This is a genomic window from Desulfotignum balticum DSM 7044 (assembly GCF_000421285.1).
Lineage (GTDB): Bacteria > Desulfobacterota > Desulfobacteria > Desulfobacterales > Desulfobacteraceae > Desulfotignum > Desulfotignum balticum.
Genome location: NZ_ATWO01000001.1, coordinates 1,530,699 through 1,554,796 on the forward strand (window position 1 = coordinate 1,530,699; position 24,098 = coordinate 1,554,796).

The following is a 24,098-nucleotide window of genomic DNA, read 5'->3' on the forward strand; positions in this document are numbered from 1 at the left end:
TTCCTTTGTTTGCAAACATGCTGTATGCCCGGCCAAAATCGGCCGGGCTAGTCAAGTGTTCCTTTGAACTGGGGTTTTCGTTTTTCAAGAAATGCGGCAGTGCCTTCTTTTGCATCCTCACTGGACATGGTCAGGCCGAACGCATCGTTTTCAATCCGGCACCCGGTTTCCAGATCCACATTGGTGCCGTTGTGGATCACTTCCTTGGCGGCCCGCAAGGATGCCCGTCCCCGGGAGGCGATGACACCGGCGGTTTTCATCACGGTTTCCATGAGTTCTTCCGGTGCACAGACCTGATTGACCATGCCGAATTCATAGGCCTGCTGGGCCGTGATATTTTTGCCGGTAAACACCATTTCCCTGGCCCGGTTGGTTCCCACCAGGCGTGCCAGGCGCTGGGTCCCGCCGAATCCCGGGATCAGGCCCAAAGTGATTTCCGGCAGCCCGAACACGGCTTTTTCAGACGCATAGATAAAATCACAGGCCAGGGCCGCTTCAGACCCCCCGCCCAGTGCATAGCCGTTCACAGCGGCAATGGCCGGAATGGGCAGGTTCTCGATTTTTGAGAACACGTTCTGTCCTTTTCTGGAAAATTTTTTACCCTGGAGCGGGGTCATGCGGCTCAGTTCCACAATGTCCGCACCCGCCACAAACGCTTTTTCTCCGGCCCCGGTGAGCACCAGCACCCGGATATCGGCATCGGCCGCCACCTGGTCCAAAGCCTGATCCAGTTCGTCAAACAAGGCATTGTTCAAGGCATTCAATGCTTTGGGCCGGTTGAACTGTATCAGGGCGATGTTATTTTGTGTGGTAAAAAGAATGGTTTCAAAAGACATGATCATATCTCCTTTTTTGCTGACGGTTGAATTTCAGGTTTATGGATCATAATTGCCGTGGATTGGTTGCATCCACATATTTCTGGACCCCCGTGGCAATGGCGTCACACAGGTCATCCTGGTAGGCGGCATTCAGCAGCCGCTCACATTCCAGTCTATTGGATACAAATGAGGTTTCAACGAGAATGGCGGGCATGCGCGCGCCCAAAAGCACATAAAACGGGGCCTGTTTCACACCCAGATCCGTGATGTTTGAATATTTTTTTTTCATTCCCTGAACCAGAGACTGATGAACGTCATTGGCCAGGCGGGTGGATTCACCGATTTTGGCGTGTTTCATTAAATCGCTTAAAATGAATTCAAGATCGGAAATATTTTTCTTGGACGTGGCATTTTCCCGGGCCGCCACGGCAATGGCCTGTTCATCCGTGGCCAGGTTCAAAAGATACGTTTCGATGCCGGCCAGATTTTTGTTTCGGGCCGCGTTGGTGTGCAGGGAAATAAACAGATCGGCCCGCTGGGTGTTGGCGATGGCCGTGCGTTCTTCCAGCGTTAGTTTTTTATCACGGTCCCGGGTGAGAATCACGGTACAGCGCAGCCGGTCCCGAAGTTTGTCCGCCAGTTTGTGGGCCAGTTTCAGTACAATGTCTTTTTCCCAGACCCCTTTGGCATAGCCCGGTGCGCCGGGATCACTGCCCCCATGGCCCGGATCGATCACGATTTTATGTACGCCCAGGGCCAGCTGCCGGGCAATATCCGAGGATTTGAGATTGTCCGTGGTCATGGGGCTGGTTTTGAGTAATTTTTCTGTTTGCGCCGCCATTTGAGGGGGCTGACCCGGATCCGTGGCGCTGTTGTCGGTCCCCCAGACATCAATGACAATCCGGAAAGGGTCATTCAAAGAAAATATTTTATAATTTTCAAAAGACTTGATATCCACCACCACCCGGACGGTATGGGGCAAATACTGACCGGCCCGGGCCTGCTTGAGCAAATTGTCGTTGATGGGGGTATGTTCCGATACCCCTTTCCCCAGAAGGGCCTGGGGAATGTCCACGTACAGCCGCTGAAACGGGATGTTCAGGTCCGGATCTTTTTTGAGAAGATGATGGGAAAATGACCGGTCCTGATCCGCATTGATGACGATGCGGGTGTATTCCGGGTTGGACCAGAACCTCAGATCCGTGATATAGGCGTCCGGGCCGGTTTTATCAGAACCAAGGTCATTTTTTTGGACAGACCGGTTTTTTTCCGAATCCGGGGATAAATCCTCTAAAACAGCATCAATGTCGGCAGTTGGCTGCGCCACAGTCACAGTCTGCTTTGCTGTGTCCGCGGGGTTGGTATCATCGGCTATTTGAGAAAGGCGTTCTTTTTGGGTTTCCGCTTTTTTGGAACGGATATGCCGGGGAGGATGGGCTTGAGGATCCGGATTTTCCGAAAGCGCTTTAAGCTGGGATGCCGCGCGTTCGTTGTAGGCGGACGATGGATATTTATTCCGGATTCGCACCAGCAGGTCAACGGCCCGGGTTCGAAACATGGTGTCATCGGACAGGGTAAACAACTGCAGATAAAGTTCAGATGCCCGGTACATGCCGGCCGGGGCCCAGGTGCTCTGGGGATGGGTTTTGTAGATGGCTTCATAAAGGTGGATGCAGTGCAGCCATTCCGAGACTTTCTGGCGTTTGACCGGTGAATGGCGCAGTTCTTTGAACGCGGCATCCGCCGCCAGGTATTCCTGTCGGGGAGCCGTTGCCATGGCGGTTTCCATGAAACCTGCACAAAACAGGGACATGCAGATCATGGCCCCTGCAAGTGTCAAAGATTTTCGGCATATCTTATGCAATCGCCAAAAGGGCATGAATCAGATACCTGCCTTTTTTTTCATGTCGTTTAAAAAATTCAAGCCGTCCAGGGGGGTCATTCCGGAAATATCCACCTGTTTGAGCATCTCCACCAATTCGGTTTCCTTGGGGGTGAACAGCTCCATCTGTCCATCAGCGATATTTTTTTTTCTTCGTTTTCCGGAAGCGGGTTTTCGAACGTGCGGTTCATGCGGTATCTGCCTGGGATCGGTTTGTTCAATTGCGGTCATGATCTGTTTGGCATCTTCTATAATTTCATGGGGAACTCCGGCCAGGCGGGCCACCTGAATGCCGTAGCTTTTGTTGGTCCCCCCTTTTTTCAGCTGCCGCAAAAAAACGATATTGTCGTTGAATTCTTTGACCGCGATATGAAAATTTCGTATCCGGGGATGGGTGTCCGCCAGCCGGATCAGTTCGTGATAATGGGTGGCAAACAGGGTTTTGACGCCTTTTCCGGCCAGATCATGAAGATACCGGGCCACGGCCCAGGCAATGCTCATGCCGTCATATGTGGAGGTCCCCCGGCCGATTTCATCCAGAATCACCAGGGACCGGGGGGTGGCATTGTTCACGATGTTGGCGGTTTCCTCCATTTCCACCATGAACGTGGACTGGCCGGCGCTTAAATTGTCCAGAGCCCCCACCCGGGTGAAGATCCGGTCCACCAGGCACAAAGACGCGTTTTGCGCCGGCACGAACGCCCCCATCTGGGCCATGATCACAGTCAGGGCCACCTGCCGGAGCACTGTGGATTTTCCGGCCATGTTCGGGCCTGTGATCAGCAGAATCTGGTTTTGTTCATTGTCCATATCAATGGAGTTGGGTACATACCGTTCGCCGATGATCAGTTTTTCCACCACCGGGTGCCGGCCGTGGGTAATGGCAATACGGCCCTGATCATTGATTTCCGGGCGGGTATAGCCATTTTCCGATGCGGTCCGGGCCAGGCCCTGGAGCACATCCACCGTGGCAATGAAATCCGCCATTTTTAAAATGGTCACGGCATTGTCCACCACCTGGTCCCGCACCGAACAAAACAGATCATATTCCAGGGCGTTGCGTTTGTCCTGGGCGGACAGAATTTTGGATTCCACTTCTTTCATTTCATCGGTGATAAACCGTTCCGCATTCACCAGAGTCTGTTTTCGAATATAATGATCCGGTACCTGGGGGGCTTGCGTTTTGGAAACTTCGATAAAATACCCGAATACCTTGTTGTATTTGATTTTCAAGGAAGACAGCCCGGTTTTTTCCTTTTCTTCGGCCTGGGTTTTGGCAATCCAGGATTTTCCATCTCTGGAAACGGATACCAGCTCGTCGAGTTCCGGGCTGTAACCATCGTTGATCAGGCCGCCTTCATTGAGCACATGGGGCGCATCCTCCCGGATGGCCGTGTCGATCAGATCGGCCAGGTTTCCCAGCTGTGCCAGTACCGGTGTCAGATCCTGGACCCGGCTGCCGTTGAGCAAGGGATGGTCCAGACGGTTTAAGGTGGAAAATAATTCCGGCAGACAGAGCAAAGAGTTTTTCAATGCCAGCAGGTCCCTGGCATTGCCCTGGCCCATAGACACCTTGCTGCCCAGACGTTCCAGGTCATACACGGATTTGAGAAGGGTGATCAGCGTCTTGTGAAGATGGGGGGCATCCATTAACATCTGGATCGCTTCAAACCGCAGTTCGATCTCTTCCCGGTTCACCAAAGGATGCCGCAGCCAGGTTTTGATTTTACGGCTGCCCATGGCCGTGGCGGTCTTGTCCAAAATTGAGATGAGCGATCCTTTTTTATCCCGGGTCTGGAGGTTGGCCAGCAGCTCCAGGTTTCGGCATGTCCGCTCATCCAGTTTTAAAAACTGTTCCAGATCATAGGGGCAGATCTGAAAAATATGGGTGGTATCCTGCATCTGGGTATCTTGGACATAAGCAGTCACGGCCCCGGCAGCACTGATGGCCGCCGGCATCTGATCGATACCGAACCCGTTGAGCGTGATGGTGTTGAATTTTTCAATCAAACGATCCCTGGCATCTGATTCCCGGAAAATGGATGGAGAAAGGTAGGTGATCTGGCGGCCGGTCAGGGCCTGGCGAACACAGCGAAACGCCGGATCTTTTTCCATATGTTCCGGCAGTAAAATTTCTCTGGGATCCAGTTTGAGAGCTTCATCTATCAGGGCATTGGGTATACCGGCCCCTTTTTTAAGGATTTCGCAGGTGGTGAAAGTGCCCGTGGAAATATCCAGACAGGCCAGGGCGGCCCGGTCCCGGATCATGGAAAGGGCGATGAGAAAATTGTTGGTGGTCTGATCCAGCAATGTTTCATTCAGGATCATCCCCGGCGTGATGACCCGGACCACTTCCCGTTTCACCAGGCCTTTGGCTGCGGAGGCCTCTTCCACCTGGTCACAGACCGCCACTTTGCATCCGTTTTCAATGAGCCTGGCAATATAAGTGTCAGCGGCCCGATAAGGAACACCGCACATGGGCACGGGGGCATCCTCGTTTTTGTTTCTGGATGTCAGTGCGATTTCAAGGATGGCAGCGGCTTTTTTGGCATCTTCATGGAACATTTCATAGAAATCTCCCATCCGGTAAAAAAGAATGGCATCCTTGTATTGTTCCTTGATGTCCAGATACTGGGCCATCATGGGGGTTTGTCTGGGCTCGCTCATGGATGGGTGTTAAAATGTACTATTCCTTGGGAGTTGATGGGGCCGGATCCGGGTCGTCTGATTGGGTGGGCTCCGGCGGCGCTGGCAGATCGGTTTCAGGTTCTTTGGTGTCGGACAGCCCTTTTTTAATATAAGGATCATGAAGAAATACATCCAGACGGGCCTGCAGGTCGGTGTTCAACGCTGTCAGTTCCGAGATCTGTTTGTCTTTTTTCTTGATTTCTCTGCCCAGGCCGAACGCCGTGCCCAGTCCCTTGATCCCTGTGATCAACAGGCCCAGACCCAGGCAGATTCCCCAGAACGCCCAGTTGGGCAGTTCCGGTGCGGTCCATTGGGTGAATTTCAAATTCAGGGTCAACATTTCTTTTGAGGTAAAATAATCGATGTTCTGATAAATCAAAAGTCCGGCCAGCCCAAGGATGATCAGCAGAATCAAAAATTTAATGGTTTTCATTCATTGTCTCCAAAAGATGTTTCAATCGTAAAAAATTTAAGTTGGGGTGATCATAGTTCAATTTGTTTTTTTTTTCAAATTTTCTTTTGGTTCTCAGGCGTGTCATTCCATAAAAACCGGATTTATCACATTGACGTTGTCACGCCGGGGAAAAAGGGTCCAGTTCAGCGCGTCTGCCTGAATATGGGCCGGCACCTCGATACAGGACAGATGCAGGTGGGGGGGCAGCACCGATCCTGTGGCATGGGTATCAGCGGTTTGAGCAATGATCTGTCCCGCCCCAAGACCCGTGCCGGGTGTGATCTCGTTACAAACAGACAAATGGGAGTAGACTTCCAGAATTCGGGTGCGCTCCGACACAAAGGCTTGCGGTGCCACCACCAGGGTGGTGCCCAGAAAATCATCGCAGATGTTGAGCACGGTTCCCGATGACCAGGCCGGCACCCGTGCGCCTGCAGGAAGTTGCCGGATCGGTCCGGTTCCTGTCCGGTAAAAACAGATATCAATGCCTTCGTGGGCCGCAGGGCGGGTTTTAAAATCCCCCCACCATTTACGCTTGCTTTCCGGCAGCATTCCCGGATGAAACACCCATTCAATATCAGGCCCCAGGCGGTTGGCCAATGCCACTGCCGCCAGGTATTGTTTGAAATTAGACATCAGGCAGGTTTAAGAATGATTTTATGCCCCATCAGATTGATGTCTTCAATAATGCCGGATACCTCCTGCTGTTCCCCCAGCAACCCTCTGAGAATGAACCGGTGTTCACCGGCCGGGGTGATGGCGGCCACGTTTTCCATGATCAACGTTTCTGCGCCGTTTTCCTTTAAATATACATTGGATTCACACATGATACGATATATCTCCATTTGAAAGTGTCAAAAATAAGCGTACAACATACAACAGTAGCTATCATAGCATTGTCAAGGATCTTGACGCAAGCGCTCAAAAGAAAAACAGCCCGGCGGCGGCCACGCCTGTTAAAACCACGACGGCAATGATGACCAGATATTTCCGGCGGGATGGTTTTGCCGGTTTTTGGGATGGCTCTTCAGTCAGATGGGTCCGTTCTTTTTTGAGAATGGCTTTGGATGCCGGCCGGGGGCGTGAAGCGGGGGGAACAGGTTTGGATTTTGATTCAGAGACCGGTTCAGGTCCGGGGTCTTTGTGATCAGAAGAAAGCTCGGTAACACTTTGGTTTGTATGCGGTTCCGGAAACCGGGAAATGGACAGTTCCCCGGCACATTCATCAATCACTTGTCCGGAGATCTGCTCAAGGTTTTTCACATAACCGGTGAGCAGGGCATGGTCACAAAGGATATTGATCTGCCGGGGCAGTCCCCGGGAAAACCGGTGCACCCGCTGAATTGCTTCCGAAGAAAAAAGCGGTTTGGACGTGCCGGCCACCTGAAGCCGGTATTGGATGTACTCCCGGGTTTCTTCAGGTATCAAGGGATCAATGTGGTAATTCAGGGTGATCCGCTGTGCCAGCGCCTTGTTTGCCGGCCGGGTCAGATGTTCTCTTAATTCCTGCTGTCCCACCAGAAAGATATGTATCAGGCTTCGGCCGTCTTTCTCAAAATTGGCCAGAAGCCGGATTTCATTGAGCAGTTCATCCGTGAGCACCTGGGCTTCATCAATGACCAGCAACACTTTTCTTTTTTTGGCGGCCGCATTATTTAAAAATTGGTCAAACCCAAGCAGAAACCGGCTTTTGGTGGCAAACAGGGTGTTATTTCCAAAGGATGCGGCAATATAATTAAAAAAATCAATGCCGCTCATGCTGGGATTTTTGATGGCAGCCCGGATCACGGTGCGATCCAGAGATTTGAACAAGGCATTGATCAACGTGGTTTTTCCGGTACCCGTATCCCCGGTCAACAGCACCATGCCGGTATGGTCATCCACCTGGATGCCGTATTTGAGCATGGCAATGGCTTCCCGGTGTTTTTCTCCCAGCCATAGGAATGTGGGGTCCGTACTGATCTGGAAGGGGCTGGTCCCAAGTCCGTAGAATGATTTGTACATAACCGCCTTTTGCCGTTTGGCTTCATCAATATAAATTTAAAATTTACCAGGGCCCCCATCAGAAATCAAGTTGAAAGCGCGCTATCTCTTTTTCAGGCACTGGATCACGGTGTGGATCTGATCCGGGTCAAACCATGCCTGATGGGTGGCGTTCACTTGGATCCGATCCATATTCCCCCGGATATAGGTGCGCAGCTGGGGGGCGAATTTTTCATTCCACAAAAAAGAATCCAGGATAATGGCATCCCCATGATACGGCATGGGGATATAGGATTCATAGGCTTTCCAGAAAGCATCTTCCATGAGGCGCATCTGCAGGTCTTCGGGCAGGGTCCGGCCCGTGGCGGCATACAGTCTCTGGCGCTGGGCATCCAGCTCCAGGGAGACCCGGTGAAATTTTTCCCGCGTCTTGGGTACTATTTTTTTTAACAGGTATCGGATGCCGAACCGGCGCATGCCTTTGATATGGTGCCCCACAAAGGCGGACACCCCTTTTTTCTGCCAGAACTCATCGATCAATACCAGTTTTTCAACCGTTTTGCCCATGCTCGATATCTGGGTGGCGATTTCAAAAGCAGTCACGGCATACCGGCAGAATCCGATGATGATATACGGCCCGGTTGGCTGTACCCGCATGATTTCCCGGACGTTCTGCCGGGCGATTTCCCAGATGTCCAAAGGGATGATGCGTTTTTTTTCCATGCGGTGGGCCAATATGGTCACCCGGTAAAACGGATGTCCGTCCAGGTCCTGGTGCCGGAACGCCGGAATATTTTCGTCCGTGCCGGCAACAAAAAAAACAGGGGTGCGGTCACCCCGGGTCTGGATGGAATCAACGCTGCTCAACTGGATGTCCGCATTTTTTTCTTTGATCAATCCGGCCATGTCTGAAAACAAAGGATTGCGAAACACGGCCAAAACCGGCAGTGACAGTTTGAATTCCTTTTCAATGGCGGTGATCAACCGGATGGCTGTCAAAGAAGATCCGCCGGCATCAAAAAAATGGGTGCCCGGGTCGATGAGCGACATATCAAGAATTTTTTCCCAGATAAATTTTAGTCGTCTCCCATGATCAGATTCAAATAAAGAAAGCGATGTGCGTTCTTTCCCGGTATCTGATAAAAATGGATCCGTGTCGAACAAGGGCCGGACAATGCCGCCAGTCTGCCCGGCCAGGGCCTGGTAATCGGTTTTGCCTGAAACGGTCTGGGGAAACTCTTTGACAATGGCGACGGCGGATGGACACATATATTCGGGCAGCCGGGCACAAAGCCAGGATTTAAAGGCCTGGACATCAAAATCAGCGGGCCCGGAAGCAGGCCGGGCTGCAAGGGGATTTAAAACAATAAATGCAATGGTTCTCACATGACTGTCGGTATTTTTTTCCACGGTGACGGCACAGTCTTCAATTCCGGGATACAGGGTGGCGGTTTTTTCGATTTCGCCGGGTTCCACGCGGAATCCCCGGATTTTCACCTGCCGGTCCATTCGTCCTTTAAAAACAATCTGGCCGGACGGGGTAAGTAATGTCCGGTCCCGGGTTTTGAAAAAAAGTGTGTCTTGTCCGGCATCTGCAACCGGAACGAACCGGTCCCGGGTCAATTCGGGGCGATTGAGATATCCTCTGGCCGTTTGCGGGCCGCCGATATACAGCTCGCCAGCAACGCCGAAAGGCGACGGCTGATTGAAATGATTTAAAATACACAGATTGACGTTTGGAAACGGACGGCCGATGGGGACTTCACCGGTTTCATCCGATTTTTGATCCAAATCGGCAAAGGTCACGGCCACAGTGGTTTCCGTGGGGCCGTATGTGTTCACCAGCCTGACAAAGCCCGGGGCGTGTCTGCGCCATGTTTCAACCCGCTCAGGATCGGCTGCGTCCCCACCGATGATGACCAGCCGCAATGGGTCGGGAATATGCAGGGTCTCCAGGCTGTCCGTGAGCATATGCCAGTATGCCGTGGGCAAATCCACAATAGTGATTTGTTCTTTGGCGCAATATGAGAAAAATTCCGATGGGGTGTGGACAATGCCCCGGGGTTTGATGACCAGGGATGCCCCGGAATACAGGGCCGGAAAAATCTCTTCCACGGAGGCGTCAAAACTGATGGAAGCAAATTGCAGGATCCGGTCACTGGGTTGAATTTCATAAAGATCTGCCGCGGCTTTGGTGAAAGATGTCAGAGACGCGTGCTCAATGACCACCCCTTTGGGAAGGCCCGTGGACCCGGAGGTATAAATGATGTATGCCGCATTTTCCGGGGCCACCGGGGTTTCCGGATTGGTTTCCGGCATGTTTGCCACCCCCGGCAGATCCCTGTCCATTAAAATCGGAACCCCATGGGTTGACGGCATTTTTTCCCACAATTTTTCAGTGGTGGCGATAAAGTCGGGTTCAGCATCCGCCAGGATATGCCGGAGCCGCTCTTCCGGACATGTGCGGTCCACGGGAATATAACAGCAACCCGATTTCAAAATGCCCAAGAGCAAACCAATGGTATCAGCGGTCTGGGGCAAAAATACCAGGACTTTTTTTTCCGGTGCAGCCCCTTGTGTTAATAGATAATGGGCCATCTGGTTGGCGGATGTGTTGAGCTGATCGTATGTGATCTGTTTCCGGGAATCCTTGACCGCAGTCACCGTCGGGTTGAAGGATGCCTGAATTTCAAACAGATGGTGCATACAGCTGTTGGGCCTGGCAAATTTTTTCCGGGTATTGAGTTTTTCCGCAATTTGATCCTGTTCTTTCCGGGTGAGAACCGGCAGGTCTGTGAGCGGCGCATCCGGGGATTCAGCCGCTGATTTCAGGCAGGTTTGAAAATGGAACAGGATCTGTTCAATGGTGTCGGATGTGAATTTGCGCTGATCATATTCAATGCTGATCTGAAGCGTATCCGTTCCCTGGACGGTGAGAAATATGCCGGCCGGAGTCCGTTCCAGCAGCGCGATATCTTTGCAGGCCATGGGTTTTTTATACGGGGTCAACGCGGCATCCAGCGACTGGTAGTCATAGGAAAAATAAATTTCAGACAAAGGCTGGCTGCCTTTGATGGGGCTGCATGCCTGAATTTCTGCCAATGGCATATGCTGGAACCGGCGCACCTGGTTCCAGTTTTTCCGGATATCTGAAACCAGGTTCACCAGGGACTGCTGCGGATCGATTTGGATTCTGACCGGCAGGGTATTGATATACAGGCCGGTTTTTTCCTGGCTGTCCGGAATAAAGTGGCGTACCGATACCGTGGCCCCGAAAAGAATATCTCTGCGCCCGGTATAATGACTGAGTAAAATGGCCCAGGCCCCCATCAGAAATGTGTTCAGGGTTAAATGGTTTTTCCGGCAAACCTGTTTGATTTTCCGGGTGGTTTCTGCGGGCAGACCGGTCTGGTGCAGACCGGTGGTCAAGGGGATGGCGTGCTGCTGTCGCCGGGCTTCCGGCCGGTTTTTTCCCGTGCGCTGGAAAGGAAACACCATGGGAGACGTGAACCCTTTGAGCTGACGGGTCCAGAATTCTTTATCCGATTGATCGGAGGGGCGGTTTAACCAGTTGATATAGGTTTTAAATGATCCGGATTTTTTCAGCTGAATTTCGGGATCCTGGTACACCGCAAACAGGTCTTTGAGGATGAGCACCATGGATCGGCCGTCGGCAATGCAGTGATGAAAACTCCAGATGCAGGTGAAAACACGGGGGCCGGTCTTTATCAGGGCGATTCTGAAAAGCGGGGGGTTGTCCAGTGAAAACCCCAGACGCCGGTCCGCCTTGAGAAACATGTCCAGGTATTCTTTTTTTTCAAATGCGGCAAACCGGCTCCAGTCATTGAATTCGATTGTTACAGCCGGCACGGGGGCAAAGAATTGTCCGGGGGCCTCCAATCCTTTCCAGGCAAAGCCTAAGCAAAGCGTACTGTGGCAGGCAATGACCCGGTTCCATGCATCTGAGAATCGATCCGGGTCGATCGTTTGATGCATGTCAAACACCACCTGTTCCACATAACAGCCGGCCCCCTGGGGTGCCCGCAGCGTTTCCATGAGCATGGCGTGCTGCATGGGCGATACGCTGAAACGGCCGGTATCCAGAGCGTCTTCCAACGGTGTGTCCGGGTGTTTCAAACAGGTGGTGACAATGCGGGAAAATTGTCTGGAAACAGTTTCCATCTCCTGGGGGGAAAATGCGGCGGTCCGGTATTTGAACCATCCGGTGAGCCGGGTTTTTTGTTCATACAGCTCCAGGGTGAGATCCACGTTTGTGGCAGGCGGCTGAATCATCAGCCGGTCGCAAAGGTTGCCGGGAATGGACAGCACGGGCAGATCCATGGTCTGCATGAGAAAAAGAGCGTTGAAACAAGGGGCGCTTTGTCCCTGTTCTCGGCAGAATCGGGAAATTCGATAAAATGGAATGTGCCGATACTGCATCAGGCCGTGTAAGATGTTTTTCAGCTGGTTCAACAATTCAATAAACGTCTGGTCCGTGCGGATGTGATGTCTGACCACCAGGGTATTCATGAAAAAACCAATGGTTTTTTCCGTGTCTGTCTGGTCTCGACCGGCATGGGCAATCCCGGTCACCTGGTCTTGTTCACCATGGAAAAGAACCAGGGTCAGATGGAAACACAAGAGCAGTACCGCAAAGGGCGTGGTATGATGGGCAGCTGCCAGCGATCTGATATCTTTCAGATGGGTTGCATCCATGTGGATGGGGCAGGTGGCAGCGGTAAAATCGGTTGGATCGGTCTGGACGGTTTGCGGCAGGTTGCTTAAATAGGATTCAAAAAAAGGACGTGCCGCATCCCAGTGCTGTTCATCAATTTTCAGTTTCCGGGCCACATATGCGAGAAAATCGGTCCCGGTCCGCACATGTTCTGACATGGCCGGCCCGGATGAGGCCGGGGCCGTCATGTCCGTATAAACCCGATTGACGTCTTTGATGAACAGTCCGGCAGACCATCCGTCAAAAATAATATGGTGAAACACGAAACAGACCAGTGCCCGGCCCTGGTCATCCGGAAATAGCGCGGTTCTGAACAGCGGGCCGGCTTCCAGATCAAAGGGGCGGGTGATCTGCGTTAAAAGCGGTGCCATGATATCCGGATTCAGTTCAGACCCGATGTTTTCAGGCAAGGCACAGGGCAGGGTCTGATGGATGAAATCCAGTTCAGTGTTTCGCACGGCCTGGCAGGGATGATCGTCTGCCATGTACGCCACAAGGTTCAGGGCCGGGTGCTGCCGGGCCACAAAACCCACGGCCTGCTTGAAGATTGCCGGATCAATATTTCCCTGAACCGCATACACCAGAGGGATATGATACACGGATGTCCCCGGGTGAAGTTTTTCAAAGACCCAGATCAGGTGCTGGTCTGCCAGAAGGGGAAGGGGGCCCTCCCCAGGGCTTGAACACCGCGGGATTTCCGGGGAGTCTGTCCGGACTGCCTGGGTTTGGTCTGGCTGATGTCCATCCGGCAGGGCAAGGGACAGATGGTCGGTAAAATCCTGAAGTACCGGATGGGTGAACAAGGTGTCCAGTGTCAGGGCCGTGCCAAAGGCCTGGTTGATTCGGGACAGGATTTTGACGCCGGCAATGGAATCTCCCCCCAACAGCAGAAAGTGATCGTCCAGGGACAAAGCCTCTTGTTTCAGTACCTGCTGCCATATCCGGCGCACCTGTGTTTGCAGATCCGTCAATAAAGGGGGCGGGGCAGCAGGGCCAATGTCAGAGACAGGATCTGCCTCCGGTTCAAAGTCATTTCCTGCGATCAGCATGGCCCTGTCGATTTTTCCCCGGGAAGTTTGGGGCAGGGCCGGCAGGGAGATCAGTACATCCGGCAGCAGGGCTCTGGGCAGTTTTTCAGCCAGAAAGTCCATGAGCCGGGCCTTGTCAGGATCGGCATTGATATAGGCTGTCAGGCGCTCCTGTCCATCCGGATTTTTTTTAAGCACCACAGCGGCCTGACTGATGCCGGGAAAAGCCGTGATCACCTGTTCAATTTCCCCGGGTTCCATGCGGATGCCCTTATATTTGATCTGAAAATCGATTCGTCCGGAAAACATCAGATTGCCGTCATCCAGCCACATGCCCAAATCCCCTGTTTTGTACATCCGGCCCCCGGGGGAGTCCACAGGGAGATCTGAAAACGGGTTGGGAACGAATTTTTTGGCAGATTGTTCAGGATCATTCACATATCCGTGCGCCACCTGGATGCCGGCAATGCAGATTTCCCCTTTTTCTCCTGTTTCCACGGGCCGGCCGCCGGGATCCAGCACAAAGATTCGAAGATTGGGAACCGGTCTGCCGATGGGAGTGATTTCGGTTTCCGGCAACATCATTGGCACGGGATACAATGTGGCGCAGACCGTGGCTTCCGCCGGTCCATATCCATTGATCAGGCACAGATCCGGGTGCCGCTGTTTGATTTGATAAAGCAATCGGGCTGAAATGGCGGATACGCCGGTGAGCAGCCGTTTCAGGCACATGGGAAACACAGGGGCCCGGGCCAGATCCGCAATCATGAACGGCGGGATATACGCGGAGGTGATTTGGTTGTCAATCAGATATTGAATAAACGCGTCTGCATCAAACCGGACCATGTCATCGGGAATGAACAGGGTGGCCCCGGACACCAGGGCGGACCAGATTTCATAAACCGATACATCAAAGTTCAGGCTCGACCACAGGGAACAGCGGTCCCCGGGGCTGATGGGCATCAGTTGATCAAATGCCGCCAACAGGTTGACCAGTGCCTGATGGGGGATGGGAATGCCTTTGGGTGTGCCCGTGGAACCGGATGTATGGATGATATAGGCGGGGGATGCCGGGTCACAGGATGGGGTTGAACCGGATATTTCCCTGTTTCGACAGGGGATGCCCGGGCCGTTTTCCCCAGCATCGTTTTCAGGGAGATATTGTCCGGTTTTCAGAAGTTTTACCGGAATTTCCAGTTCCGGGCTGAGCCGGTGAACCAGATCCGGTAAAGTGATCACCTGGGCCGGGTTGATCCGGTGGATCATTTTCCGGGTTCTTTCCGCCGGGTCATTGATATCCAGGGGAACATAGGCGGCGCCGGTTTTGAGAATGCCCACAGCGGCAATCATGAACGCAATACCGGGTGGCATAAACACAGCCACCCGGTTGCCGGACAGGTTTTCGTCGGTTTGCAGTTCTGCTGCCAGCCGATCTGATTCGCAGTCCAGGTCTTTGTAAGATATTACATGATTCCCATGGACCACGGCAGACTGTGTTGGAAACTGCCCGGCTATGGCGCTGAACTGCAGGTGGAGGCATGCGCTTGTCACAGACCTTTGTTGGGTTGATTTCTCGGTCATGGTGTCTCTTTTCTGATCAAAAGGCCGGTGGTGGATACCAGGATTCTGAGGGTCAGGGGTTTGTCCGCAGTGATGAATGTGGCCGAGCCATACTCGGCATCCACCAGAAATTTTAAGGCCGCAAACCGGTGCCGCAGCTCGAACAGGTCCAGGGGTTTTTCCCGGGACAGGGCATACACGGTGCGCTTTTGCGAAGTTTCCTGCTCTAACCGGGTGTACCGGCCCGATACCCGGTCCAGCTCATAAAAGGTGTGCAGTCCCAGAAAATTGGCAACCGGCTTCCATTTAAGAATATGGGCATCCACATACAGTTGATCCCCGGCCAGAACAAAGGTTTTTTCACCGCCTTCGGGCATGTGAAACCGTGCGATGAAGCGCTGGTTTTCCATGGGGTCGATTTCCACGACCGCAGCCAAAGTTTCCGTGGTCAAAGCAAGATATCCCCGGGTGGCGATACTGATGGTGCCGAACAGGGCGAACAGACAGATCATGAGCAGGGCTGTCACAAAATGCAGGGTCGAAGAGAACACTCTCTTTTTTTTCAGAGACCCAAGGGTGGCTACAAGAAAAGCAATTCCCAGAAGTGCCGAGGCCAGAGCCGCAATCACCAAAGGATCTTTTTGGATCATCATGTCTGCTCATCTCCGGTGTGTCAAGGACGTCTTTTGGGGGAAATCAGGTCCTTTCATTTTCAGGGTGGATGGGTTTCCCTCCGATGACCACCTGTTTCAATGGTGTGATTCCCGTGAGATAGCACAGATCCGCCGGTGTGTCCACATCCCAGATCACAAAATCCGCATCCTTTCCCCGTGCCAGACTGCCTTTGCAGTCTCCCAGGCCTAAGGCCGCGGCCCCGTGAAAGGTGGCCCCGGCCAGGGCTTGTTCACAGGTCAATCCGAATAGAAGACAGGCCATGTTGAGCACCGGCAACATGCTGAAAACCGGACTGGACCCGGGATTGAGATCCGTGGCCACGGCCATGGGAACGGCCAGTTGTCTGAACGTTTCCACGGGCGGCACCCGGGTTTCTTTCAGATAATGAAACGCGCCGGGCAGCAGCACGGCCAAGGTGCCATGATCCGCCATTTTTTTTGCCCCCTCATCAGACAGGTATTCCAGATGATCGCAGGACAACGCCCCCATTTCCGCAGCCAGGGCCGCCCCGCTGGAATCCGACAATTGTTCGGCATGCAGTTTGATTGCAAACCCCAGATCTTTGGCTTTTTCAAACACCTGCCGGGTCTGTTCTCTGGAAAAAGCGATGTTTTCACAAAACACATCCACGCATGCGGCAATGCCCTGGTGTTTGACTTCAGGCAGCATCACATCCATGACCTGCCTGACATAGTCATCTGACCGGCCGGCAAATTCCAACGGCACGGCATGGGCCCCTAAAAACGTGGCTTCAATATGCTGGGGAAACGCCTGTTGAAGGCGGCCGGCCACAGCCAGCATTTTCAGTTCTGATTTCAGATCCAGGCCGTATCCGGATTTGATCTCCACTGTGGTGATGCCCTGGTTCAGAAAATGGGCCATGCGCCGGGATGCCAGATCAAACAGCGTGTCTTCATCCGCGGCCCGGGTGGCTTTGACTGTGGAGAAAATGCCTCCGCCGGCGTTTGCAATATCGGCATAGGATGCCCCGGCCAGGCGCATTTCAAATTCTTTTGCCCGGGACCCGGCCCAGATCAGGTGGGTGTGGCAGTCCACAAACCCGGGCAGGATCCACCGGTTTTGGCAGTCTGTCTTCCGGGCGGTGTCAGGAAGGGGGCCGGGCAGGGCATCCATGGGTCCGATCCAGGCGATTTTGTCACCTGCCACGGCCAGGGCCGCGGCTTCAATCATATTGTACCGGCCATGGGCCATGGTGGCCACACGGCAGTTTAAGAACAACTGGTCGACATTTTCAGGAAACGGGTTGTCATTTTCAGGAACGGTGGTCATGGATCACTCCTTTGCCGGATTACTTGCCATACATATTGATCATGGGCAGTTTCACGCCTTTTTCATTGGCCACATCAATGGCGGTCTCATACCCGGCATCGGCATGCCGGATGATGCCCGTGCCCGGATCGTTGCGAAGCACCGTGGTCACTCTCTTTTCCGCTTCATCCGTGCCGTCGGCCACCGTGACCTGGCCTGCATGCAGGGCATACCCGATTCCCACACCCCCGCCATCGTGGAATGACACCCAGGTGGCGCCGGAGGCCACATTGGTCATGCAGTTAAGCAAGGCCCAGTCCGCCACGGCATCGGACCCGTCTTTCATGGCTTCGGTCTCCCGGAAAGGCGATGCCACGGACCCGCAGTCCAGATGATCTCTGCCGATAACGATGGGGGCTTTGACTTTTCCGGTGCGCACCAGGTCATTGAACAGTTTTCCCGCTTTTTCCCGCTCGCCATATCCCAGCCAGCAGATCCTGGAAGGCAGGCCCATATGTTCTATTTTTTCCTGAGCCATTTTCAGCCAGTTGATCATTTTGGTTTTCTTGGGAAACAGCTGCATCAAAGCGTCGTCCGTCACCTTGATGTCTTTTGGGTCCCCGGACAGGGCCGCCCACCGGAACGGGCCCTCGCCTTTGCAGAACAAATCCCGGATATAGGCCGGTACAAACCCGGGATAGTCCATGGCATTGTCCACCCCTTTTTTCATGGCCTGGGCCCGCAGGTTGTTGCCGTAGTCAAAGGCAATGGCGCCTTTGTCTTTCATTTCAAGAATGGCCCGGACATGGTCTGCCATGGCGTTCAATGCCATGTCCTTGTACGTGTCCGGATCGGATTTTCGCAGTTTCAGCGCGTCTTTAAAAGAGATGCCCCTGGGAAAATACCCGTTGAGCTCATCATGGGCACTGGTCTGGTCCGTGATCACATCCGGAATAAATCCTTTTTGAATCATGGCGGGCAGCACATCGCCTACATTGGCGCATAATCCGATGGACAGGGGTTTGCCGTCGTCTGCGGCCTGCCGGGCCATGGCCAAAGCATGATCCAGGGTGTCGGCTTCCACATCCAGGTACCGTTTTTCCAGGCGTTTGGCAATGCGGGAGGGATCGATCTCGATACAGACAGCCACCCCGTTGGCCATGGTCACGGACAACGGCTGGGCCCCGCCCATGCCCCCAAGGCCGGCCGTGACCACGATTTTTCCGGTCAGATCGGATTTGAAATGCTTCTGGCCCAGAGCGGCAAAGGTTTCATAGGTGCCCTGCAAAATGCCCTGGGTGCCGATATAGATCCAGGACCCGGCCGTCATCTGGCCGTACATGATCAGGCCTTTTTTGTCCAGTTCATGGAAAGTGTCCCAGTTGGCCCAGTGGGGCACGATATTGGCATTGGCAATGAGGACCCTTGGGGCGGCGGTGTGGGTGGTCAGAACCCCCACGGGTTTGCCCGACTGCACCAGCAGGGTTTCATCGTTTTCCAGATCCAGCAGGGTTCTGACAATGGCATCGAAACAGTCCCAGTTTCGGGCGGCCTTGCCCAGTCCCCCATACACAATGAGTTCATCCGGATTTTCCCCGTTGTCCGGGTCCAGGTTGTTGCACAACATGCGCAAGGCTGCTTCCTGGTACCAGCCCTTGCAGTGGAGCTGACTGCCTGTGGGGGCTTTCACGGGCCGGGGTTTGCCGCAGCCGATCTTCAGATCTTTCAGTAGTTGGTCTTTGGGGGTCATTTTTTTCCTCCGCAAGGTGTTGACATTTCAGAGTGGATTGGCTACTACTTGTCTATACAAGTATAGACGGGATGTCAAGTTTTTTTGTGTATCCATGATGCATGAACAGATAAACGGGTTTTAACAATAAATATTATTTAAAATAAGGATGCCGTGTGGGAACATCATCACGTCCGCTGGCGTTGTATGAACAGATCAAGCAGTCTCTGATCCGGGAAATGGATGCCGGGCTTTTGAAGCCGGATGACCGGGTGCCTTCGGAAACGCAATTGTCCCAAAGCTTTAACACCTCCCGGATGACCGCCAACCGGGCCCTCAAGGAATTGGCTGAACAAGGGCGCATTGTAAGGATTCAGGGGGTGGGTACGTTTGTGGCCCGTCCCAAACCCGATGCAGCCCTGCTGGAAATCAAAAGCATTGCCAGAGAAATTGCAGACTGGGGCGGGATTCATTCCTGTGAGGTGCTGCTGCTGGCTGAAGAGAGCGCAAATAAGGAGATTGCGGCCCGGTTGAACCTGAGGCCCGGAGATACCGTGTTTCATTCCATTTTGCTTCATAAAGACCGGGGCGTGGGGGTCCAGTATTCGGAGCGGTTCATCAACCCGGCCGTGGCGCCGGCGTATCTGGACCAGGATTATACCCGGATCACCCCCAGTGATTATCTGCTGGAGACCGCCCCGGTCCAGGCGGCGGAGCATGTGATCGAAGCCGTGCGCTGCCCGGCCCATGTGCTCAAACTTCTGGGGCTCGATGCGGCGGAACCCTGTCTGCGCCTGACCCGGCGCACCTGGTCCTTTGATCGGGTGGCCACTTACAGTACCATGATATTCCCGGGGTTTCGGTATCAACTGAAAGGCACCTTCAACAGGAGATCAATCCAATGAATGAGAAAACCATTGTTCTGGACGGCGATCATTTTCAACTGGAAGAACTGGTGGGTATTGCCAGAAACCAATGGCAGGCGGTTATTGCCGACACTTCCAAAACGCGGATTCATAAAGCCCGGACCCTGGTGGACACCTGGGTGAAAAAAGGGGAACGCATTTATGGGGTGACCACGGGTTTCGGCGCGTTGTCTGATGTGCCCATCTCCTATGCCGATACAAAACGGCTTCAGAAAAAAATTTTATTGTCCCATGCCGCCGGCATGGGCAAAGAGATGCCCGAAGATGTGGTCAGGGCCATGATGGCCCTGCGGATCAATGATTTCTGCCGGGGCAATTCCGGGCTGCGTCTGGAAACCATCCAGATGCTGGCGGACCTGCTCAACAAAGGAATCGTGCCGGTGGTCCCGGAAAAAGGGTCTGTGGGGGCCAGCGGAGACCTGGTACCCATGGCCCATCTGTCCCTGGTGATGATCGGCGAAGGCGAAGCCGTTGTGGACGGGCAGCGCATGTCCGGGGCCAAAGCCCTGGCAGCAAGGTCTTTAAAGCCCCTGGAACTGGCGGCCGGGGAAGGCCTGGCCCTGATCAACGGAACCCAGTTCATGATTGCCTTAGGGTGTCTGGCCCTGCATGATGCCTTGAATCTGTGCAAACATGCAGACATTGCCGCATCCATGAGCCTGGAAACCCTCATGGGAACAAGGACGGCTTTTGATCCGAGGATTCATCAGGCACGGCCCCATCCGGGCCAGATCATGGCCGCGGAAAACATGCTCAAAATCACGGAAAATTCGGAAATCATCTCTTCCCACCAGGACTGTTCACGGATCCAGGACGCGTATACCCTGAGATGCTCTCCCCAGGTCCATGGCGCGTCCTGGGATGCGTTTGCCTATGTGGACAATGTGATCCGGGTGGAGATGAACGCGTCCACGGAAAACCCGCTGATTTTTCCGGAATCCGAAGAATTTCTGTCCGGCGGCAATTTCCACGGCCAGCCCCTGGCCCTGGCCTGTGATTTTTTAGGCATTGCCATTGCCGAACTGGCCAATATTTCCGAACGGCGCATCGAGCGCCTGGTCAATCCCCAATTGTCCGGCCTGCCCGCGTTTCTGGTGGAAGACGGGGGATTGAATTCCGGTTACATGATCGCCCAGTATGCGGCGGCAGCCCTGGTGTCGGAAAACAAGGGCCTGGCCCATCCCGCATCCGTGGATTCCATTCCCACGTCAGCCAACAAGGAGGATCACGTGTCCATGGGGGCGTTTGCGGCCCGAAAATGCCGGGACATTGTGTTGAACACGGAAAACGTCATTGCCATCGAGCTGCTGTGCGGGGCCCAGGCCATTGATCTGTTCACCAATATCAAGGCCGGGGACGGGACCCTGGCCGCCTACCGCACCATCCGTCAGCATGTGGATTATATGAAAGAAGACCGGCAGCTGTCCAAAGATATTGCCACAGTCAAGGCCCTGCTGGAAGACGGGGCCATTGTCAGGGCCGTGGAATCGGCGGTGGGGAAACTGTATTAAATATTATGGAAGTTTTAAGTTTTAAGTGTTAAGTTTTAAGGGATACTTCCCGGTTTATACTTTTAATCAGTGGCTGAGGGGCTTTCATATAAACAATCATGGCCTGAGAAACCCCTGACAGATGGTAAAAATATAAGCTCTCAGGTATTGGCTTAAAACTTAAAACTTAAAACTTAAAACTTTTTAAGAAACTCATGGCATCACGGTCATCCGTGCCGTGAAAAGGACACAAACATGACAGCGATGGTTCATATTCATCTGGTTCATCGGCAGCATACAGACGGCAACAAAACGGTTGAGGTGAAAGGAGATACCGTGGGCCGGGCACTGGCGGATCTGATCCGGCAGTACCCGGCCATGGAAAAAGAATTGTTTGATAAAAAAGGCGGATTACACGGCCATATCGAGATCTATCTGAACGCGGAAAGCGCGTTCCCAGGCGAGCTGGAAAAACCGGTGGCCCCCGGGGATGACATCCAGATCATCACATTTCTGGCCGGGGGATAAGGCTACATTCCCAACAAGTGGCCCAGCCGGACCATGGGCCAGGCATGTACGGCCCCGCCTTTGGGCAGGGTCCTCATTTTGGCGGCAATGTCCAGAAAATCATCTTTCCGCCACATAGCGCCGATGAGCAGCCCCAGCTCATCGGCAAACGTGCCGATGGCCTGGCCCCCCACAATCCGGTTGTCCAGCATCACCACCCGCAGGTAATTGTTTTGGTCTTCCCGTTCCACAATGCGCTTGTCTCCGAACACACAATCCAAAGCCCGCTGGGTCTTGCCGAAAGTAGCGGCATGGGTGTCAAAGAAATGGGCCCGGGCAAAGGCATATGCCCCCAGATACCGGACCGGTTCGCCAAGAATGTGCCGGGCCGCTACCTGGGCCTGCTCAATGGCGTTGTGCTTGAGCTGGAACATGGCGATTTCCCCGGTGCAGGCATCAATGGTTTCCACACAGTCGCCGCAGGCATAGATGTCGGGTATGCTGGTCTGCATCTGCCGGTTCACCTGGATGCCCCGGCCCGTCTCGATGCCTGCGGTCTGGGCCAGGGCCGTTCCCGGCACCACGCCCGTGGCCACCACCACGGTGTCACAGTCTATGGTGCGCCGGTCCGTGACCACGGCGGTAACCTGCCCCGCGCCCTTTATTTCCAGCACCTTTTCATGGGTGAACACCTGGATACCATATCCGGTCAGCTCGTTTTCCAGGCGTTTGGCCGTGGGTTCATCAAACAAAGAAGGCAGAATCCAGTCCATCAGTTCGATGATATACACCTCATACCCTTTGCGCTTCAATGCTTCGGCCGCTTCGATCCCGATGGCGCCGGAACCGATGACCACGGCACGGGTGCCTTTGTGGGCTGCCAGTTTCTGCGTTTCCCCGAGCTGTTTACATGAAAACACGCCCGGGGTGTCAATGCCGGGAATGGGCGGAATGAACAGATCCCCCCCATGGGCCAGCACCAGGTTGTCATATCCGATCGGTTCACCCGTGTGGGGGGTGACGGTTTTATTTTCAGGGTCAATGGACACTACTTTGCTGTCATATAACAATTCGATGCGCCCATCGGCATAATCTTTTGACGTTTTTCTGAAAACATCCATGCGGCCGCACTCTCCCCCGAGAAAATAGGGCAGAGAGCAGGGATCATATTCCGGCACATCTTCAGCGGAAAGAATGACAATCTGAGCATCCGGATCTTTTTTTCGCACATCAAACGCCACCTGGTTGCCGGCAATGCCGTTTCCGATAATCACAAGTTTCATAACATCCTGCCTTTATCCATCATTGTTGTTACATTCATCCACCGGTGTGAAATTGTTTGGTTTTGGAGGCCGCCTTCCGGGTCGCACGATGGGACACGCTTCCCTGGGTACACAGGGTCAACGCTTTTTCCTGCCGGCAGGCAGCCACGCACCAGGGTTCGGTTTCACCTTCACACATGTCACAGGTCATGGTCCGGCCGGTATAGGGATTGATCCGGGGGCTTCCAACCGGGCAGATATAGACACAGGCCCGGCACCCGATGCAGACATCGGTGTTGGTGGTCACCGTGCCGTTGGCCTGGCGGATCCGGGCGTTCATGGGACACACCTTGATGCACGGGGCCGTGTCACAGGCCATGCAGATCACGGGCACATTCAGGTCCTTTGAATCCAGCCCGATGATATTCACTCTGGAAAGATCCGGATCAATGCGGCCGTGATGCTTCATGGCACAGGCAATCATGCATCGCCGGCATCCCGTGCATTTTTCAGGATCAATGGCAAGCTGTTCTCGCCGCATGTTCATAATGTAAGTCCTTTTTTTGTTCCGGTCAGGGGTTAAAATTCAACATAGTGAACAAAAATTTTTCCTTTTACCTGTACCCTGAATGGCCCGGCATGTCAAATTAAAAATAAACACATTGAATTATATGGTTATTTTTGTTAAGAAATGGGTTGACATTTAATGAATCTCTGATATAGAAATTCATAATAATGAACTGATGTGGTAAGGCAACGTTTTCAGGTGGCTGAACAAAAGGCCGCCAACCCCATTATCAAAGGAGTATAACATGGCAGATAAAGAAAGGGTCTCTTCATCTGAATCGCTTCGCAGCACCCGAACGTTCGGTAAAGTCAGGTGCCACAATCCCAGCTGCATGGGCCGGCTCACCCCGTCGCCGGGCAGCAAGCAGATCACCTGTCCCACCTGCGGCATGACCTATCGTCTGTTCTGGGTGACACCGGAACTGCCCAGAATCCGGGGTCCGGTCTGGGATGTCAACCGGAAACTGGTCCAGGAAACCCTGGAGAAAAAACTGGGAACGTCTGACAGCGATTCCAAATAGATCA

General features: G+C 53.5%; 17 protein-coding genes. 4 read left to right on the top strand and 13 right to left on the bottom strand.

All coding sequences use genetic code 11. The features are described from left to right. Positions 1-47: 47 nt before the first annotated feature. From K365_RS0107745 to hutU, 11 genes are all read right to left on the bottom strand, one after another. Positions 48-836 (bottom strand): enoyl-CoA hydratase/isomerase family protein, encoded by a 789-nt coding sequence (locus K365_RS0107745; RefSeq protein ID WP_024334128.1) that lies wholly within the window; start codon positions 834-836, stop codon positions 48-50. Positions 837-882: 46 nt separating this feature from the next. Further along, positions 883-2,595, bottom strand: coding sequence for an N-acetylmuramoyl-L-alanine amidase (locus K365_RS0107750; protein WP_245569145.1), 1,713 nt, complete (start codon positions 2,593-2,595; stop codon positions 883-885). A 105-nt stretch (positions 2,596-2,700) separates the two neighbouring features. After that, positions 2,701-5,367 carry a DNA mismatch repair protein MutS gene (mutS, locus tag K365_RS0107755; protein WP_024334130.1) on the bottom strand — a complete coding sequence of 889 codons (2,667 nt, stop codon included), beginning with the start codon at positions 5,365-5,367 and terminating at the stop codon, positions 2,701-2,703. A 19-nt stretch (positions 5,368-5,386) separates the two neighbouring features. Further along, positions 5,387-5,821 carry a LapA family protein gene (locus K365_RS0107760; RefSeq protein WP_024334131.1) on the bottom strand — a complete coding sequence of 145 codons (435 nt, stop codon included), beginning with the start codon at positions 5,819-5,821 and terminating at the stop codon, positions 5,387-5,389. 102 nt (positions 5,822-5,923) lie between these two features. Further along, positions 5,924-6,478 carry a M23 family metallopeptidase gene (locus K365_RS0107770; RefSeq protein ID WP_024334132.1) on the bottom strand — a complete coding sequence of 185 codons (555 nt, stop codon included), beginning with the start codon at positions 6,476-6,478 and terminating at the stop codon, positions 5,924-5,926. After that, entirely contained in the window at positions 6,478-6,669 is a 192-nt protein-coding gene (locus tag K365_RS0107775; protein WP_024334133.1) for a CooT family nickel-binding protein, read from the bottom strand. Before K365_RS0107775 ends, K365_RS0107770 begins: the two co-directional genes overlap by 1 nt. A 94-nt stretch (positions 6,670-6,763) precedes the next feature. After that, positions 6,764-7,846 carry an AAA family ATPase gene (locus K365_RS25585; RefSeq protein WP_024334134.1) on the bottom strand — a complete coding sequence of 361 codons (1,083 nt, stop codon included), beginning with the start codon at positions 7,844-7,846 and terminating at the stop codon, positions 6,764-6,766. An 81-nt stretch (positions 7,847-7,927) separates the two neighbouring features. Next, the gene (locus K365_RS0107785) at positions 7,928-15,169 is read right to left on the bottom strand and encodes a non-ribosomal peptide synthetase (protein WP_024334135.1); all 7,242 of its coding nucleotides are present in this window, start codon (positions 15,167-15,169) and stop codon (positions 7,928-7,930) included. Beyond that, positions 15,166-15,801 carry a hypothetical protein gene (locus K365_RS26405; protein WP_024334136.1) on the bottom strand — a complete coding sequence of 212 codons (636 nt, stop codon included), beginning with the start codon at positions 15,799-15,801 and terminating at the stop codon, positions 15,166-15,168. Before K365_RS26405 ends, K365_RS0107785 begins: the two co-directional genes overlap by 4 nt. 43 nt (positions 15,802-15,844) lie before the next feature. Then, complete coding sequence (gene hutI, locus K365_RS0107795; RefSeq protein WP_024334137.1) at positions 15,845-17,113, bottom strand: imidazolonepropionase; 1,269 nt, start codon at positions 17,111-17,113, stop codon at positions 15,845-15,847. Positions 17,114-17,132: 19 nt separating this feature from the next. Then, on the bottom strand, positions 17,133-18,842 hold the full coding sequence (hutU, locus tag K365_RS0107800; protein WP_024334138.1) for a urocanate hydratase: 1,710 nt from the start codon (positions 18,840-18,842) through the stop codon (positions 17,133-17,135). Positions 18,843-18,997: 155 nt separating this feature from the next. Between hutU and hutC the strand changes: the two genes are divergently transcribed. From hutC to K365_RS0107815, 3 genes are all read left to right on the top strand, one after another. Next, a complete protein-coding gene (hutC, locus tag K365_RS0107805; RefSeq protein ID WP_024334139.1) occupies positions 18,998-19,726 on the top strand; it encodes a histidine utilization transcriptional repressor HutC in 729 nt (242 codons plus the stop codon). Then, positions 19,723-21,258 (top strand): histidine ammonia-lyase, encoded by a 1,536-nt coding sequence (gene hutH / locus K365_RS0107810; RefSeq protein ID WP_024334140.1) that lies wholly within the window; start codon positions 19,723-19,725, stop codon positions 21,256-21,258. Before hutC ends, hutH begins: the two co-directional genes overlap by 4 nt. A gap of 234 nt (positions 21,259-21,492) precedes the next feature. Next, the gene (locus K365_RS0107815) at positions 21,493-21,765 is read left to right on the top strand and encodes a MoaD/ThiS family protein (protein WP_024334141.1); all 273 of its coding nucleotides are present in this window, start codon (positions 21,493-21,495) and stop codon (positions 21,763-21,765) included. Between the two features lie 2 nt (positions 21,766-21,767). Here K365_RS0107815 and K365_RS0107820 read toward each other — a convergent pair whose 3' ends face one another. Beyond that, the gene (locus tag K365_RS0107820; protein WP_024334142.1) at positions 21,768-23,027 is read right to left on the bottom strand and encodes an NAD(P)/FAD-dependent oxidoreductase; all 1,260 of its coding nucleotides are present in this window, start codon (positions 23,025-23,027) and stop codon (positions 21,768-21,770) included. A gap of 34 nt (positions 23,028-23,061) precedes the next feature. Beyond that, complete coding sequence (locus tag K365_RS0107825; RefSeq protein ID WP_024334143.1) at positions 23,062-23,553, bottom strand: 4Fe-4S dicluster domain-containing protein; 492 nt, start codon at positions 23,551-23,553, stop codon at positions 23,062-23,064. 265 nt (positions 23,554-23,818) lie between these two features. Here K365_RS0107825 and K365_RS0107830 point away from each other — a divergent pair, with 265 nt between their 5' ends. Further along, on the top strand, positions 23,819-24,094 hold the full coding sequence (locus K365_RS0107830) for a hypothetical protein (RefSeq protein ID WP_006965707.1): 276 nt from the start codon (positions 23,819-23,821) through the stop codon (positions 24,092-24,094). Positions 24,095-24,098 lie beyond the last annotated feature (4 nt).